The organism is Hydrocarboniclastica marina (genome assembly GCF_004851605.1).
Taxonomy (GTDB): domain Bacteria; phylum Pseudomonadota; class Gammaproteobacteria; order Pseudomonadales; family Oleiphilaceae; genus Hydrocarboniclastica; species Hydrocarboniclastica marina.
Genome location: NZ_CP031093.1, coordinates 1833761 through 1849353 on the forward strand (window position 1 = coordinate 1833761; position 15593 = coordinate 1849353).

The following is a 15593-nucleotide window of genomic DNA, read 5'->3' on the forward strand; positions in this document are numbered from 1 at the left end:
CGGAGAACCGGTCTAGCCGGGCACGCGGCCGCGCCAGTGCTTTCATGCTGCCGCCAACGCTGGCTCGACTGATGAATCTGAGAACTTGCGCAGGTCCCTCCGTCCGTAAATCCAATACCATGGACCACGGGTAAAATCCTCTTAACACCGACAATTATGGAAGCATTCATGGGGTTGGGAAATCGGCTGTACTGGGTCCTGGGGCTGGCGTTAATTCTTGGTGTTTCAGGCTGCAGCAATGATGCGGATCCGGACGAGCCCGTGGTGCTTGGGACACCACCGGAAACAGCCTACCTCGGGGTTGAGTACGCTTATAACTTCGGCGCCTATGGTGGCGACGATATCCTCGATTTCACCCTGGTCAATGCTCCCTCCTGGTTATCCTTCGAAGACACCACCAACAAGGCACGCTCTGGTGTCATCCTCCGGGGTGTCCCCGGTATAACCGGCGGGCGTAATGGGGAGGATGACCTCGGCAGCTACAACAATATTTCAGTAAACGTTACGGACGGCTCGCGCCTGGGCGGGAATGTTTTCGATATTACGGTCGAACACAACCCGCTGGCTGTTGAGGATGCGACTTTCACCGAGGGTGAATCAAAGCTGCCCCCGGCCGCCGCGGACGTTCTGGAGCGGGCCGGCGAAAGTGATTTCGACCCTGCTGAAGACAGCGTTTGCCTCCCACCTGACGTTGAGACCCAAGGCACCATCTCGGCATCCGTCCCCCAATATGACAACAGCGGAAACCTGGTTACCCAGAGCCAGACCTACAAGACCTGGCCCGTGCTGGTGCCAATTACCCTGGGGCATCCTTCTGTAGAGCCAGTGACTGTGGCTTTCCGACTTTCGTCCGCGTATCGGGATCCGTGCAAGAATGCGGCTGGGGACGAGGTGACCGGCGACGCCTGTACCTACGCGCAGGCTAACCAGGAAATCGCCCGTCTCGACTGGGACTTCGTCGCCTCCAGCGGTTCTCTTGAGACGCCCGAGTATCTGACCTATAACGCAGATGATTCCGGCGTCGGCACGGTCACGTTCGAGCCTGGAAAGACAACCTGTTTCATTCGTCTGGAAGTCATCGATGATCAATTGCCAGAGCTTAGCGAGGCCTTTCGGCTGGATCTGGTTGAAGTTCGGGATGGACTCGCCAGCTTCAATGCTGCCGAGTCTGACAGCACCGCTGCGTTGGTCATAGAAGACGACGAGCCTTTCGTCACGTTTGAACCAGAGACGCTCGTGGTGTCAGAAGGCTCGAGCCGGACGATTACGGCACGACTGAATAAAGTGAACGATACTGGCGCGCCGCTGAAAGTCAAAGTGATCCACGATGCGCTGGCCAGCAGTGCAGATGATGCGGATTTCAGCCTTGCATTTGCCGGCCAACCAGATGATTCCGTAAAGTCCGTGACGGTCGAGATCCCGGCGGGCCAGCGGGAAGCTACCTTTACTGTGAAAGCTCTGAACAATGCTTATGTGGAACCGGCAGATCCGAAAACAGCGGTTCCCGGCGAGAACCTCGCCGACCATGTTGACGACACGCTAATACTGAAGTCGGATGTAACTGCCCAGTTTGGCCGGAGCAACTATGCCGGGTCAGCGACTGCAAGTACCGAAGTTACGATCAACGAATGGGTCCAGACAACCACATTCAACGCTGGCTCGGGGTTCAGTCCAACGGCTCTGGCGGTAGGTGATTACGGCGAGCTTTATGTTGCCGGCAATCAGGATGGCATAGAGGTCGACGGTGTCCTTATTGATGAGCAGGTCGCGATCTACTATCTCGACCGGCTGGGCCGTTTTAATGCCGATTCCGACGTTCCACCGGACCGGACGCCGATCTACGTTAACCCGGGCGACGTGAATGCCCGGGTCAGCGGGCCGCGCCTGGCCTACAGTAGCCAGACTACCCAGGGCGAGAATGAAGCGCTGCTGGTACGTTCCCTGACCCTGGGTTACACCGTTGACTCTGGAGAGTTGTACCCCAACGCCGGCAAAGGCGGCAGGGATGTGGGCATCAGCCTCGTGCGGAACCAGGGCAAGGGAAATGGTTTTGAGCCCTTGTGGGAAGCTCAGCTAGGTTCCACAAGTGATGACATTCTGGTGGATATCGCTTTCAATGCCTCGGTAGGGATTCTGTTCAGCGCCCAAACTGAAGCGGCGTGGGGCTTGTCCGAGGAGCCCTATCGGGGCGGCACGGACTTCGTGCTGGGTCAGGTCGATTCAGTAGCCGTGGATAACAGTACCCAGCGTCATGATTTCAAGTGGGCCAAGTTGTTCGGTACCAGTGCAGACGACACACTGAAAGCGACACCGGTGTCGCCAAACGGGACGCTCTACCCAACCGGGCAGACGCTGGGCGCTTTCGACACAGGCTCACCGCAGCACGGAGCGTCCGATCTGTTCTTTATCGATACCAGCGTCAATAACATTCTCGGCGAAACCTACCAGTTGGGTACCAGTGCGCCCGACACCGTCGCGGATGCAGCCTTTATCGGCAATAACGTCTGGGCCGGCGGCTCAAGTACCGTGCCTTATAAGGTGCTGGCCGATGGAACACTTGACCCCGCGATTACGCCAGTGGGTAACAGTCGTGCTTATGTGATGGTGGTATCGGGTAACGAAGGCGCCATTAGTGCCATATCACTGTCAGGCGCAGCGGGAACATCAGATCACAACATCACCAGTATTGCCGGCCTGAATGACTATGCGGTGATAGGGGGCAGTACGGAAACCGGTCCTTTCGTGGCAGATGTTCAGTCCGTCTACCCAGCCGCAATATTGGCCAGCGTTAGTTTAAAGGAACAGGAGCCTGTTGTTCCCGGGGACGAGGAAGAGGATGAGGAAGAGGAAGAGGAAGATCCCGTCCGGCAGATGCAGGAAAACTGGCGTTACCAGCTGCCGACGTCGACCGCAGTAACCCGTGTGATCGACGTGGCGGTCACCGGTAACGGTAAAATCTTCGCTTTGATAGAAGAGGGTGATGATTCGGGTTATTCCGTAATTCTCCTGGACGAAACAGGCGTAAGGCTGGACCGGTAAGGGGAATCAGATGCTCTCGTGTTTCTGCGTCCGTTGCGCGTATAGCCGCAGATAGTCGGTCGCAGTAACCAGTGCAATGGCCTGGTTATCCGGGTCGACCACCAGCGCGGACGCGATTCGGTAGCCGAGCATCTGCCGGGCCAATTCGTGGGCGTCCGTTTCAGGCGTTACCGTTATAAAAGCGGGCAGGGTCAGTGCATGCAGGTGGCTCTGTGCAGCCTGGTTCACCACCTTCAGCCGCTGCTCAAGTACCCACGCCAGATCTATAAGCCCTGCAACCGCGCCCTCGTGCAAGACAACCAGATGATGAATACCATGTTGCTCCATGAGCCCCTGCGCCTCTTCAAGCGTTGATCCCGAAGACAAGTCGATGATTGTCTGGCCACTCAGGTGGGCTACAGGCAGGTAGGGTATCTCCGGCAGGGCTTCATGCCCGGCTTCGTCCCGGTATCGGCTGGCGGCACGTTTGGCGGCCTGCTCCTCTATCACGTGGTGACGCGCTGCTTCGGTATCAAGTTGGGAGGCCGTTGCATGCATCGGCTCGGAAGCGGCAACCCTGGCGGCAGCTCGACGCCTTAACGCTGGGGGAAGCCGTTGCGGACCCGGACGTGCCGGTTCGGATACAAAGATCGACATATCAATACCCAGCTAAGGCGCGGCGCAAAAAACTTACCTACCTGAATCGGTAGCCTCCCCGGTTATCGGCGAGGTAAGGCGATACTTGAGTATGCGGCTCCCGCCCGCTACGCCGAGGATACTCTGATCAGCGCAGGTTGGGCTTCATTGCCCGTTACGCGGGGCCATGCGCCTGGCCTGGCGATCCCTGAAACGGCTGGGAAGAACCTTTTCCTTCAGGGCCTGGGGCAGTGCCGGAGGTTCACCGCAAAGGTGGTCGCTGAGCCACTCCGCGAGCAATGGCGCCAATGCAAGGCCCTTGCTGCCAAGCCCTGCCAGGACAGCCACTTCACGTTCAGCTTCCACTTTACGTTCAGCTTCATGGTAGCCGCCGGAGGCACTGTCACAATTCTGTTCGCCGGGTCTTCCCCGGTCTTCGTTCAGAACTCCCGCGATGGGCTGGTAGTCGGGCGTGGTGCAACGGAACGATGTTCGGCCCTGCGCCAGATAAGCCGCTGCGTTGTCGAGGCGCTGTAAATCCGGTAACCATGCTGCAACTGATGATAAGTTGCGCTGATGATCCTCACCGCGCACGCCTGGAAAATCATCATGGAGGTCAAACGTCGCGCCCAGGGTCTGTTGAGTGGTGTCGGACGGGTTGATGTAGCCATCACCGCATACCACACAGTCCGGAGACGGTAGCACCCCGACAGGCCACCAACTGACCTGGCCCCGTATGGGCTTGATCGGCAGACCGAGCCGCTTTAGCACCGGGGACGCGCCTGTGCAGAGGATAAGTTGGTCCGCTGTCAGTCGAGTTCGGCGTGCGTCCGTGGCCTGAGCCGAGTCAGCCGCTGAGTCAGAGGTCGGTTCAAGGTCGACCCAATGAGCGCCGGGTTCCGCGCCGAACTCGCGCATGCTCATGTTGGTAAACAGACGAATATTCGGATGATCACACAATGCCTGGCACAGCGCAGGAGGTGATAGCCAGCCACTGCGGGGAAAATAAAGCCCCCCATGATCTGTAGCCAGCCCCGCAAGTTCTGACGCCGTACGCGCCGACACGGCTTGCATAAACTTTTGCGGGTATCTATTGCGTTGGAGGAAACGCGCCTGGCGGTCCAGTTCAGTCGCGTCCGTCGCCAGTTGCAGCAGCCCGGTCGGATGCCAGAAACGTATCCCGTTCATGCGAGCCTGGGCTGAGTCATAGAATCTTTGCGCGAACAGGAGTGCCATCAGGGCAAGCTGGCTCTGCGGCGTATAGTCCACCGCCAGCTTTACGTAGAGGGCGCCCTGAGGGTTGCCTGATGCCGCGTTCGCCGGGCCAGGGCCCGCTTCGACAATAGTGACGTCCGAGCCCCTGTCGGCAAGGTTTGCGGCAAGCAGGCAGCCGGAAATCCCGGCACCAACTATAACCACACGCCGGGGCACGCCGGCGTGGGTGCTGCCAGTCCGGGGCGTTTCCCGGAACGTGGCGCGGGTCATTTCCCGTTTGGGCTTGTGGCCGGGCACTTTCACCACATCAAACCCGACCGCCCCCAGCCCGCGCCGGACAGCGCCGGCAACGGTAAAGGTCGACAAAGTGCTCCCCTCGGCACTGTGGTTAGCCACCGCGCGGTAAAGGTCGTCATTCCATAGTGCGGGATTACTGCTGGGATTGAACCCATCGAGAAACCAGGCATCCGCAATGAACGGAAAAGCATCAAGGCCCTCAGCTGCATCACCGAACCAGAGCGTCAGACGAATGCGCAACTCTGGCCAGACCAGCCGGTGCAGCCCCCGAACAGCTTCGGGATACTGCGCCTGGAGCAGTTCAGCAAGGTCAGCCAATTCTGGCCAGCGGGCGTGCGCTCGCTCCAGGTCAGGCTGGGCCAGCGGGTATCGCTCGAATGACACGAAGTGCAGCCATGCGCTTGAACGCTGTCGCTGCCAGACTTGGGCCGTCGCCAGAAAGTTCAGCCCGGTACCGAAACCGGTCTCGGCAATAGTGAAGCAGTTGCGCACGCCCAAATTGCGGAACCGCTGCTCCAGGTCATTCTGCTCCAGAAACACGTAACGGGATTCGGACAGCCCACCGCTACTGCTGAAGTACCGGTCGGAAAACATCTCGGAGGTTGGTTCACAAGCGTCGCTCCAGCCCAGCACCGCGGTCTCCAGAAGGACCGAATCTTTCTCAACGCTGCTCGTCATTCTGCTCCCCGTAAAAGGCACGAGTTTACCCCAAATTCCCGGCGTAGTCGGTATGGCAAGCCTCCTGGTTGCCTTGGGGTGCTACGCGGGTTGGCGAATCGGGCAGATCCATAGCTTTCCTTCACAAACGATTACAAAAACACATCATCGGTTTCTGTACAAAATGTAAGTTAAAGACCAATCTGAATGTGGGGATTTCATCAAAACCGCGGAGTCTACACGTGGCAAATACGAACACAGCTAAAAGCCGTATCGATAAGTCGAGGTTGGGCCGCCTGCTGGTTAACCGGGGCTATATTACCGATGACCAACTGGAGCACGCGCTCCAGCAGCAGCGTTCAACCGGGCAAAGGCTAGGCGAGGTACTTATCGCCAGTGGCCTGATCACCGAACGGGCGCTTGCCCGCACGCTGAAGCATCAGAAGCGTCACCGCTATGCTGCTGCCTTCGCAGCCATGGTCGTGGCACCGTTGCAGCCGATGATCAGTTTTGCCGCGCCGGCGCCGGCACTGCCAACTTCGTCCGTATCGTCCGCCGAACAGCAGTTCATGGCCGAAACAGGACTGAAACCTCTGTCCAGCGATGAGATGCGGCACGTTGATGCGCAAGGCGCTGATGGCCTGAACGGTCTCGATGGGCTGTTCGATAGAATGAACGCTGTCACCGAGATGGCGGACGGCGAGCGAGCTGGCGATCCCCTGGAAGGGCTCAAACTGGTGACCCGCGGCCTGGTTCCCATCATTAACATGCTCGATGCCGATGTGGACATCCAGGGCGTGCACTATCGTGAAGGCGAGCTACCCGTACGCATCCTGGCTGAAGGCAAGATCGAGATGATGCTTCCTCAGCAGATCGAGCGCGTGACGTTGACCGACATTCGTCCCGCCGGAGGCAATGGTCATTCGATGGGCAACGTCTACATCAGTGACATTCAGTTTGGCGCTGGCTCATCAATTACGGTGAGCTCCCGCTAGAGAAGACACACTGAAAGCAAAAAAGCCCCTGCGCTGAAAAGCGTCGGGGCTTTTTGTTTTATGTTCTGGTCCAAGGCCGATCCGCGCTTTGGAGGTGGTCCGTTTGAGGGTGGCGCCCTGCAGGCCAAGTCGAATAGCGTTTTCCGGCCTCGGCAGATCCGGGCCGGAGTCCCTGGCTTGAGCGCGAGGTCAGGCGTTCGCCAGCACGGTTTTATGACTGAGCGCTTCTTCCCGCCCGGCCGAACCGTAAAGTTTCTGGCCAGGGCTGGCGCCGCGGATAATTTCCGACAGCCGCCCAACGCGTTTCTGCAGATGGTTGATGACCTGACCGTTTACTGTATTCGCCGCCTGACAGTTACTCATCGCCTCATTGGCTGCCGCCCAGAGCTGTTCCAGAGCGGGGTCTGCCAGCTGTCCGATGAAGGTTGAGGGGTGGCCGGTCGAAGACTGGTAGCCAGCTGCAACCAGGTGACGCACTTTTTCGTGTGCGCGGGCCCGGAGGAGGTCAAGGAGTTCATTTTTCTTAACGACGAGGGCTTCTACTTCAGCCATGTCATTCCGGGCGAGCGCTTTGCGCTCAGCCCGGATGAGATTATTCAATTCATCGAGGCTTACGAGATCCTGCTGAAGCAGCGTCTTGAGGTCTACGAGCGGGTTGGCCATGTTTTCTCATCCAAAAATGCCTTTATCCATTTCAAGCATTTTCTGGGCCAGTTTTTCTGCATCAACCTTGTACGTTCCATCGGCCAACGCCTGGCGAATTTCCGCCACACGCGCATCGTCGATTTCCGGTTGATCACGAAGCTGTTGCTCCGCCTGCTTCATTGCCTCGGCGCGCGCACTCAGGCTGACGCTGTCCCTGGCACTGGCTGCAGGGCTGGAAGCCGTATCGGTTCTGGAGGCAGACGCTGCATCGCTGGAGCGATCAGTCGTCCCCGGGCGCTGCGGGCTAACCGAGTTGTTATTGACGCCATTGAAGTTCACAGGCATGAGATTTCTCGCTCTAAGAGTTCTATTACTCTGTTATCGACTGCCTCGCGGAAAGCTTTAGCACTTTTTTTCACATTTTCCAGAGCGAAGTTACCTGAACAGGGCAGAAGTACTTTCGCTCACACAGCGTAGCGGAACTGATTTGCCTGCCGGCAATAATTCGCCGCTCCTGGTTTGCCCTACATCACGACCCGGACATGCCCAGGCCCAATGATAACACCCCGAACCTGGCGGCCGGAACGGGCGTTCTCTACCAGTATCTGATCACCGACCATACCCGAGGCGATGGCAGTACCCCGGGTTTCGATCGTGATCGGACCGCTCTGTGCCTGAATTTTGACGAAGTCGCCCCGGGCGACTGTATCTGGTGCCGTCAGTACTGATGGGGACAATAGCGTGCCTTCCCGCAGGGTGCGACGGACCTCCATGCCCAACAATCCATCCAGTTTGTGGAAAACACCGCCCCGGGCCTGGTTGATGATGACATTTTCCCGGCGCAGCATGGCCTCTGTTACCCGCGCGCCCCGGCTCAGGGGTGTGGCGGCGACGAAGGCTTCTGAAGATATTTCGATCTCGGCGTTAAGAAAAAGCCGCCACGGCCGATCACCACTACAACTGACCAGAAGCGTGTTGCGGACGGACTTTTCAGGTTCAGAGACAAACTCGAATGCTAGGGCATTGCCGCAGGCGGCGAGCTGCAGGCGGGGGTCAAGGCTTCCCACCGTATATTCGACCTCGCGGTCCCGGGTGCGCTGTTCCTGGGCGTAGGCTGCCAGGAACTGCTGCGCAGCCTTTTCGATGTCCGCGGCATTGGTTGAGCCAGCAGCAGCTATCGATGAATACAAAAGTAAAATCAGTGCGTGAAAAATGCGCATCGCGGCTAATTTGTCCTATGCTTTTGGAGAGTTGGCCCCGGCTATTGTTCGGGGCACGCGGAGCAGAATCTCCAGCTCAGTCTCTATCGGGTCTCGGCGTCATATGAACTTCTGTCCGGAATGATTTTCGACTCTGAAAGCGTTTCTGTCTCTGCAGGCGCTTCAGGATCTGGAAGAAGTAAAGCAATGTTCATGCCGATCATTTTTAGTACAAGGTGAGAAGTTCAATGGCAGGTGTTCTTGATAGTGTTAACCAGCGGACCCAGATGGTCGGCGAGAATCGGCTGGAACTGCTGCTTTTTCGTCTCCAGGGGCGTCAGACCTACGGAATAAACGTGTTCAAAGTGAGGGAAGTGCTGCCGTGCCCCAAACTTAGCGGTATACCCAAACGCAACCCGGTAGTACGTGGCGTAGCTTATGTACGCGGGGAGACCATCTCCATCGTCGATGCGGGCATGGCTATCGGGCTGAGGCCGATTTCCGACGAGGAGATAGCGACTTCGTTTGTGATCATTACCGAGTACAACCGACGCATCCAGGGGTTCCTGGTGAAGGGCGTCGACCGAATCGTCAACCTCAACTGGGACGAGATCCACCCACCACCCCGTGAAGCCGGCCAGAACATCTATTTCACCGGCGTAACTCGAATCGAAGACAACATGGTGGGTATTATCGACGTTGAGAAGATCCTGGCTGAAGTTCAGCCCATGATTGAACGACCGAACACCGCCGGGACAGTTGCACCCCGTGATGGCAGGCCCCTGCGCGTGTTGGTGGTGGACGACTCCTCCGTGGCGCGGCGGCAGATCCAGCGGTGCATGGAATCTCTCGGCCTCGAAGTGGTTATCCAGAAAGATGGCAAGCAGGCGCTGGCCTATCTGCAGGGCCTCGTCAGCGACGGCTCGGATATCACCCAGCATTTCTCGCTCATGATCTCAGACGTTGAAATGCCCGAAATGGACGGCTACACCCTGGTTACCCGCTGTAAGGCGGATCCTGCACTCGCCAAGCTGTATATCATGCTGCACACTTCATTGAGTGGTGTCTTCAATAATGCGATGGTGAAGAAAGTAGGCGCAGATGACTTCATGGCCAAGTTTATTCCAGACGAGTTGGCAGAGCGCGTCATAAAAATCATGGATGAGGTGTGAGCGGCTTCGGCCGCTACATCAATACAAACGGACGGTGGTTATTCAACCCTGATGACTAGCGAGATCAGCGCCCAGGATTACCTGGCTTTCAAGACTTTCCTTCAGGAAGCCTGTGGCATCCTGTTGGGAGACAATAAACAGTACCTGGTCACCAGTCGTCTCAGGCGGATAATGGCCGATGAAGAACTGAAAAGCCTCGGCCAGTTGGTGGAAAAGCTGCGGCGCCAGCCGCGTGGGCCTTTGCGCGAAGCCGTCATTGACGCCATGACCACGAACGAAACGCTCTGGTTCAGAGATCTGCATCCGTTCCGGATTCTGGAACAACGCCTTCTGCCAGAACTGGTAACCAAAAAAGGCAGCCAGCCGCTGCGTATCTGGTCGGCTGCCTGCTCAACCGGCCAGGAACCCTATTCTATCGCTATGACGATAGAGGAGTTCCGTAAGGTCAGGGCAGGGCAGTTGCGCCAGAACGTGCAGATCGTGGCCACCGATATCTCCCGGCGCGTGCTGGAAGGCGCGCGCAAGGGCGAATACGAAATGCTCGCCATCGGTCGCGGCCTCTCACCCGAGCGCCAGCGCCAGTACTTCAGCCCCGCACCTTCTGGTGGCTGGGTGATAAACCCAAACATCCGCAGCATGGTCGACTTCAAGGAGATCAACCTGCTCGAGCGTTATACCCTCGGCCGATTCGACATCATATTCTGCCGGAACGTACTGATTTACTTCTCCGCGGAAGACAAACGCAACATTCTTGAACGCATGCACCAGTCCCTCAACCCTGGCGGCTACCTGATCCTCGGCGCCTCCGAATCACTCAACGGCCTGCCGGACAAATACGAAATGGTCCAGTGCCAGCCCGGCATCATCTACCGCGCAAAATGACGGTTGCGTTTGAAGCCTCTTTTACGTAAAGTTCTGCACCTTCAAATGGCGTGGCTCAGTAGTTACGGAGCACTGCTTTTTGAAACATGTTATTGGAGAGGTGGCCGAGTGGCTGACACCAAGGCCGGCACGGCCGACTGAACGTCGGAGCAAAGCGACGACGGCCCCAAGGCGCAGCCGCCGGGGTGAGGTACGCAGTACCGAATAACGCGCACGTCTGGAAAGTGTTCGACCGCAAAGCGGGCGCCGAATACTGCGCTAAAACCAGACAAAGGTTATGGAGAGGTGGCCGAGTGGCTGAAGGCGCACGCCTGGAAAGTGTGTATACGTTAATAGCGTATCGAGGGTTCGAATCCCTCCCTCTCCGCCAATACAAAACCCGGCCTTGTGCCGGGTTTTTTATTGGCGCAGTGCGCAGGGTGCAGAGAACCCTCGCACCAAGTCTCCTGCCTATCTAATCCTAGGTAAAAACCGCACCCCCGGACTGCCCACATTCCCGCCCCAAAACACAACTCATCCATTCCCTTTGCAATCAATAGTTCTTAAAAATGAATTGTTTGATGGGGTTGAGTAGGGATATTCTGAGCAACTTCTCAATCCTACGAATAAAAATTCTATTACCCAAGATTGCAGACGGAACTGGGGCTACTATGACGGAAGCATTGGCGCTGGATAAAAAGCGTGTCGGACTCTACCCGCAGGCTCAATTACTGGTCGTGGACGACGATCCAAAGCTTTTAGCAAGCCTCTCGCCGCTGTTGGAAAACAAAGGTTTCCACGTTGATACTGTTCAGGACGGCCGGAGCGCATGTCGCCAGACCCAGGCCCGGGACTATGACCTTATCCTGCTGGACATGGTAATGCCCGGAATGAGCGGCCTGCAGGTGCTCTCTTGGCTCGGGAAGGCTGGTTTTGATGTGCCGGTTGTTGTGATTAGCGGCACTTCTGCTTTCAATACAGTCCGTCGGGCTTTGCGAAAAGGCGCGTTTGACTACATCACAAAGCCGTACTGTATCGAAAGACTCGTCGCCACCATCGGCGAAGCGCTGGAGAAGCAAAAACGCGAGCGGGCCCGGGCTGCGTTGCAGCTTTACTCAAGATCCTCTGATGACTTCTACCGCCGTGCGATCGACACGCTGCCCGACATCACGTTTGCGCTCGACCGGCACGGGCGCTTTGTCTTCCTGAACCGCAAGATCGAAGAGCTTCTAGGCTACAGCCGCGATGAACTGATCGGGAAGAACTTCCGATGTCTAATCGAGGACGCGGAGATTGCTGGCACGTTGGCGACGAGCCAGGGCTTCGGCATGACTGCGTATCCCGTCACACAGGAGCTGCCCCTAAAATCGCGCAGCAACACCAGCCGCCACCTGGAAGTGACCGTTCTCCCCATCACGGGTGAACCCCTGTGGTCCCCGGTTCAACTCGTGTGTGGGGGCGAGGTGCAGGTTTTCGGCATCGCCCGGGACATCACTGAACGAAAAAAGGCCGAGACTGCGGCAGAATACCGCGCCTCCCACGACTCACTGACGGGTTTGCCAAACCGGACGCTCTTCACTGACCGACTGAATCTCGGTATCACGCACGCCAGACGCAATAACCAGAAACTGGCCGTCATGTTCCTGGACCTAAACCGCTTCAAAGCCGTAAACGACAACTATGGCCATGGCGTTGGCGATCAGCTCCTAAGAGACGTCACCGAACGCCTGAAAGCCTGCCTCCGGGAAGGGGACACGCTATCCCGGTTCGGAGGCGATGAATTCACCCTGCTGTTGCCCGCAGTCACTACCACTGAAGATGCCAGGACGATCGGCGCCAAACTGGTCCGGGCCCTCAGGGAACCGTTTGCGATTGACGAGCACGACACCGCTATCTCTATCGGAATCAGTATCGGCGTTGCACTATTTCCCGACGCGGGAGAGACCGCCGATCAACTGGTCGAGCGCGCAGATGTGGCGATGTACAACGTTAAGCGCCGGGGCGATGACGACTATGAGTTTTTCGTTTAGCTAACGAGCCTATAGAGGTGTCATCCCAGAGGGCTGCAAACGCCGGCAAATCCCTGGCCCAGCACGTGGGTGTATATCTGAGTCGTGCGCAGGTCCGAGTGACCGAGCAGCTCCTGAACAGTGCGAATATCGCTGCCCCTCCTAAGCAGTTCCGTTGCAAAGGTATGCCGAAAGGTGTGGCAGCCGGCACGTTTGCCGATACCGGATCGCTCAACAGCGTGGCGCACGGCCTTTTGTACGGAAGAGATGTGCAGGTGATGCCGCACAACCTTTCCCTGATTATCGGTGCTGAGCGTCGACGACGAGAAGAGCCACTGTCACTCCAGCGAAAACGCTGCCCGCGGGTATTTTCGAACTAGCGCGAAGGGAAGGCTTACCGGGTGAACAAAAGCCTCATCCTGATCTTTCCAGCTTCTGGTTATAGCTGCTGTGTGCTCCCGCAGAGCACTATTTAACGACGTTGGCAGCAGGGTTGTGCGGTCTTTCCCGCCTTTGCCGTCGCGCACAGTAATAACCTGTCGATCAAAGTCCACGTCCTTGATCCGCAACCTGCAGGCTTCCGTGACCCGCAAACCCGCGCCGTACAGTAGCGAGACGATCAGTTTATTCGAGTGATTGAGGGTGTTTATGATCTTCATTGCCTCGTCATGAGTTAGCACAACTGGCAGTTAGCGAGGCTTTTTCGGCCGGGCTACCGCGCCGATCTCTCCGAGTGGTGTACCCAAGACTTTATCGTATAGGAAAACCAGCGCATTCAGCGCCTGGGCCTGTGTTGCAGCCGCGACGTCGCGGTGAACCGCGAGCCACGTGAGGAATTCATTAACTTCTGACGGCCCCATATCGCGCGGATGTCTCATGCGATGAAAACGGATGTAGTAGCGGATCCAGTACCAATAGCTCTTTTCCGTACGAATGCTGTATCGGTTCACCCGTATCACAGCTCGAACCTGTTCCCGAAGGCGAGGCTGTTTCCCTTCCATAAGTTGGCTCCCTGCCGATACTGTTTAAATGTACAGTATTATTGAGCGCACCAAACATGGAGGTCAAGCGATTACATGGAAGTCATTTGGTAGGTGAGCTAAGCTTCTGTTTTAAAGAGCTTAGAGTCGGGTTCGCGGCTCAGCCCTGAGCGTAATAACGAAGCGGTCGCGTTTTTGCAATAATGACGCGTGCTATCTAATTGCTGTTACGTGTACAGGGGGATGTCGAGTGCCAGGGAAATATCCAGATAGGATCAAGCAGCTACCGCTGTACGATGGAAGGTTTGACGCCTACCGCTTAGAGGCAAAGGATAGCGAAGTTTTGTTCGCATCCTACCCGGCAGGCACTGAGATACTTCAGCATTCCCACGACACCGACAATCATGGCGTAGTTACTCGCGGCGAACTCATACTGATAATGGATGGGGTAGAAAGGCGTATCTCAGCAGGTGAGTGGTATCACGTTCCAGCAAATACGGTCCATGCCGCCCGCTTTGAGGAGGAGACAGATGAAGTCGAGTTCTGGTTTAAGTCAGACACGTAACAATTCGCTCTTGTCGGACAATTTCTCCGCCGCTCCGCGGCTACAAAATTGCCGCAAAGCTCCGCGTTATGCAAAAAATTGGATATCAAAAGTATGAAATATGTAGTTATCGCGATAGTCACAATTGTTATCGTAGCGGCACTAACCGTCCTTTATAAAGTGATGCCCCACAGGGAACTTGGATCAAAAAGACCAAAATTCTCACTCTTTCCAAAATATCGGAACAAAGTACCAGTGCCTGAGTCTGACGATCACATAGAAAAGGTAATGTCCTCTTTGGGCTTTGAGAAAAAGAAGGATCGTGGTGGTTTGTCGGAGTATTCTCGAGGATTCATAGCTGGCGATATATCAATAAAACTCGCGAAGGTGAAAGTTATTTTCTATCAATCAAGCGAGGGCAAACTTCCTTACACTGTAGAAGCCGCTTGGATTGCTGCTTTTGACACAGGGGACCATTGGAAGTTTGCGAAGGAACTGGGGGATAAACTGGAAAATGCATAACCAGTACAATCACGGCGACGGTTACTGCATTGCGGCTGCGCCTCCATTCCGTAACCGCGCGTGTTGTTGGCGTTAAGACTTTTCCAAATCTCGAAGGGAGGTGGATTTGATAAACAAGCACTCGGAGAGGTTTGATGAGCTCAGTGTAGAGGCAGAATTTGTCGAATCGACCAAACAGTATAAACCCAGTGAGTATGGCAGCTACCTTTCCGTCAATAGTGAAAGCTTCGATGAGTGGCGGCTGAAGGCGAAAAGTTTGATTTCTCGGGCCTGTGGCGAAGACAGCGAGCATTTGAAGGCTTTCTCAAACGCAGAAGGTGTGCAAACTTTCGACTCGAACTACGATATTTTTAAACGTCTGAAACCCGTTTTTGCGGCTGCGCGAAGTGATTTCCAGGGCGGCCACCTCGCATCTATCCGGAGTCTCGTGCAAGCGGAACTATTTGATAGCGAGCTTGAGCAAGCCCAGGAACTTCTGAGCCAAGGCTACACCGGACCGGCGGCGGTTGTTGCGGGAGTCGTACTTGAAACCGGGCTCAGGGACCTCTGCGATCAGCAATCAATACCTCACGGCAAGCTCGATCAAATGAATGCAGCGCTAGCCAAGAAAGGCGTTTACACCAAGCTTCAACAAAAGCGTATTACTGCAATAGCAGACATCCGAAATAATGCAGCGCATGGCAAGTGGTCGGAATTTTCTGAGTCTGATGTTGCTGAGATGATAAAAGATGTTCAGCGTTTCCTTATCGAACAATTGTCTTAACAATCGGCTGCACAGCGACCGATTTTCCGCCGCTTCGCGGCTCCAAACCGGCGCGTGAGCCGGGCGTTAAAAGGTTATCG

At 56.3% G+C, this 15593-nt stretch carries 14 protein-coding genes, 1 tRNA gene and 1 pseudogene; 9 read left to right on the top strand and 7 right to left on the bottom strand.

The window, feature by feature from the left end; genetic code table 11:
- The first annotated feature begins 168 nt into the window (after positions 1-168).
- A complete protein-coding gene (locus tag soil367_RS08205) occupies positions 169-3039 on the top strand; it encodes a hypothetical protein (protein ID WP_136548640.1) in 2871 nt (956 codons plus the stop codon).
- Positions 3040-3045: 6 nt separating this feature from the next.
- Here the strand turns inward: soil367_RS08205 and soil367_RS08210 are convergent, their stop codons facing one another.
- On the bottom strand, positions 3046-3576 hold the full coding sequence (locus tag soil367_RS08210) for a CBS domain-containing protein (protein ID WP_172962301.1): 531 nt from the start codon (positions 3574-3576) through the stop codon (positions 3046-3048).
- 243 nt (positions 3577-3819) lie between these two features.
- A complete protein-coding gene (gene mnmC / locus soil367_RS08215) occupies positions 3820-5844 on the bottom strand; it encodes a bifunctional tRNA (5-methylaminomethyl-2-thiouridine)(34)-methyltransferase MnmC2/FAD-dependent 5-carboxymethylaminomethyl-2-thiouridine(34) oxidoreductase MnmC1 (protein WP_136548642.1) in 2025 nt (674 codons plus the stop codon).
- Between the two features lie 221 nt (positions 5845-6065).
- On the opposite strand from mnmC, the gene soil367_RS08220 reads away from it, so the two are divergent.
- Positions 6066-6818, top strand: a complete 753-nt coding sequence (locus soil367_RS08220) for a cyclic di-GMP-binding domain-containing protein, MshE-related (RefSeq protein WP_136548643.1) — start codon at positions 6066-6068, stop codon at positions 6816-6818.
- 189 nt (positions 6819-7007) lie between these two features.
- Here the strand turns inward: soil367_RS08220 and soil367_RS08225 are convergent, their stop codons facing one another.
- The 3 genes from soil367_RS08225 to flgA form a co-directional block, all read right to left on the bottom strand.
- Positions 7008-7481 carry a flagella synthesis protein FlgN gene (locus soil367_RS08225; RefSeq protein ID WP_136548644.1) on the bottom strand — a complete coding sequence of 158 codons (474 nt, stop codon included), beginning with the start codon at positions 7479-7481 and terminating at the stop codon, positions 7008-7010.
- Between the two features lie 6 nt (positions 7482-7487).
- Positions 7488-7808, bottom strand: coding sequence for a flagellar biosynthesis anti-sigma factor FlgM (flgM, locus tag soil367_RS08230; RefSeq protein ID WP_136548645.1), 321 nt, complete (start codon positions 7806-7808; stop codon positions 7488-7490).
- A gap of 179 nt (positions 7809-7987) precedes the next feature.
- Positions 7988-8683: a flagellar basal body P-ring formation chaperone FlgA gene (gene flgA / locus soil367_RS08235; protein ID WP_136548646.1), complete on the bottom strand. Its 696-nt coding sequence runs from the start codon at positions 8681-8683 to the stop codon at positions 7988-7990.
- 227 nt (positions 8684-8910) lie between these two features.
- Between flgA and soil367_RS08240 the strand changes: the two genes are divergently transcribed.
- The 4 genes from soil367_RS08240 (at position 8911) to soil367_RS08255 (ending at position 12725) form a co-directional block, all read left to right on the top strand.
- Entirely contained in the window at positions 8911-9834 is a 924-nt protein-coding gene (locus soil367_RS08240) for a chemotaxis protein CheV (RefSeq protein WP_136548647.1), read from the top strand.
- Between the two features lie 48 nt (positions 9835-9882).
- Positions 9883-10716 carry a CheR family methyltransferase gene (locus soil367_RS08245; protein ID WP_425459980.1) on the top strand — a complete coding sequence of 278 codons (834 nt, stop codon included), beginning with the start codon at positions 9883-9885 and terminating at the stop codon, positions 10714-10716.
- Between the two features lie 279 nt (positions 10717-10995).
- Positions 10996-11086: transfer RNA gene (locus soil367_RS08250), tRNA-Ser, on the top strand.
- Positions 11087-11366: 280 nt separating this feature from the next.
- Positions 11367-12725, top strand: coding sequence for a GGDEF domain-containing response regulator (locus soil367_RS08255; RefSeq protein WP_172962302.1), 1359 nt, complete (start codon positions 11367-11369; stop codon positions 12723-12725).
- A 20-nt stretch (positions 12726-12745) separates the two neighbouring features.
- On the opposite strand, the pseudogene soil367_RS08260 reads toward soil367_RS08255, so the two are convergent.
- Both soil367_RS08260 and soil367_RS19175 read right to left on the bottom strand, forming a co-directional pair.
- Positions 12746-13384: pseudogene (locus tag soil367_RS08260) on the bottom strand (integron integrase).
- 9 nt (positions 13385-13393) lie between these two features.
- A complete protein-coding gene (locus soil367_RS19175; protein WP_425459970.1) occupies positions 13394-13705 on the bottom strand; it encodes a phage integrase N-terminal SAM-like domain-containing protein in 312 nt (103 codons plus the stop codon).
- Positions 13706-14027: 322 nt separating this feature from the next.
- On the opposite strand from soil367_RS19175, the gene soil367_RS08265 reads away from it, so the two are divergent.
- From soil367_RS08265 to soil367_RS08275, 3 genes are all read left to right on the top strand, one after another.
- Entirely contained in the window at positions 14028-14249 is a 222-nt protein-coding gene (locus tag soil367_RS08265) for a cupin domain-containing protein (RefSeq protein ID WP_246065588.1), read from the top strand.
- Between the two features lie 93 nt (positions 14250-14342).
- On the top strand, positions 14343-14750 hold the full coding sequence (locus tag soil367_RS08270; RefSeq protein WP_136546429.1) for a hypothetical protein: 408 nt from the start codon (positions 14343-14345) through the stop codon (positions 14748-14750).
- A gap of 106 nt (positions 14751-14856) precedes the next feature.
- Positions 14857-15513, top strand: coding sequence for a hypothetical protein (locus tag soil367_RS08275; RefSeq protein ID WP_216642788.1), 657 nt, complete (start codon positions 14857-14859; stop codon positions 15511-15513).
- The last annotated feature ends 80 nt before the right edge of the window (positions 15514-15593 follow it).

Coding starts and splice junctions, on each gene's coding strand:
- soil367_RS08205 (WP_136548640.1), top strand. CDS start 169: ATGGGGTTGGGAAATCGGCTGTACTGGGTCCTGGGGCTGGCGTTAATT.
- soil367_RS08225 (WP_136548644.1), bottom strand. CDS start 7,481: ATGGCCAACCCGCTCGTAGACCTCAAGACGCTGCTTCAGCAGGATCTC.
- flgA (WP_136548646.1), bottom strand. CDS start 8,683: ATGCGCATTTTTCACGCACTGATTTTACTTTTGTATTCATCGATAGCT.
- soil367_RS08255 (WP_172962302.1), top strand. CDS start 11,367: ATGACGGAAGCATTGGCGCTGGATAAAAAGCGTGTCGGACTCTACCCG.
- mnmC (WP_136548642.1), bottom strand. CDS start 5,844: ATGACGAGCAGCGTTGAGAAAGATTCGGTCCTTCTGGAGACCGCGGTG.
- soil367_RS19175 (WP_425459970.1), bottom strand. CDS start 13,705: ATGGAAGGGAAACAGCCTCGCCTTCGGGAACAGGTTCGAGCTGTGATA.
- flgM (WP_136548645.1), bottom strand. CDS start 7,808: ATGCCTGTGAACTTCAATGGCGTCAATAACAACTCGGTTAGCCCGCAG.
- soil367_RS08240 (WP_136548647.1), top strand. CDS start 8,911: ATGGCAGGTGTTCTTGATAGTGTTAACCAGCGGACCCAGATGGTCGGC.
- soil367_RS08210 (WP_172962301.1), bottom strand. CDS start 3,576: ATGCATGCAACGGCCTCCCAACTTGATACCGAAGCAGCGCGTCACCAC.
- soil367_RS08270 (WP_136546429.1), top strand. CDS start 14,343: ATGAAATATGTAGTTATCGCGATAGTCACAATTGTTATCGTAGCGGCA.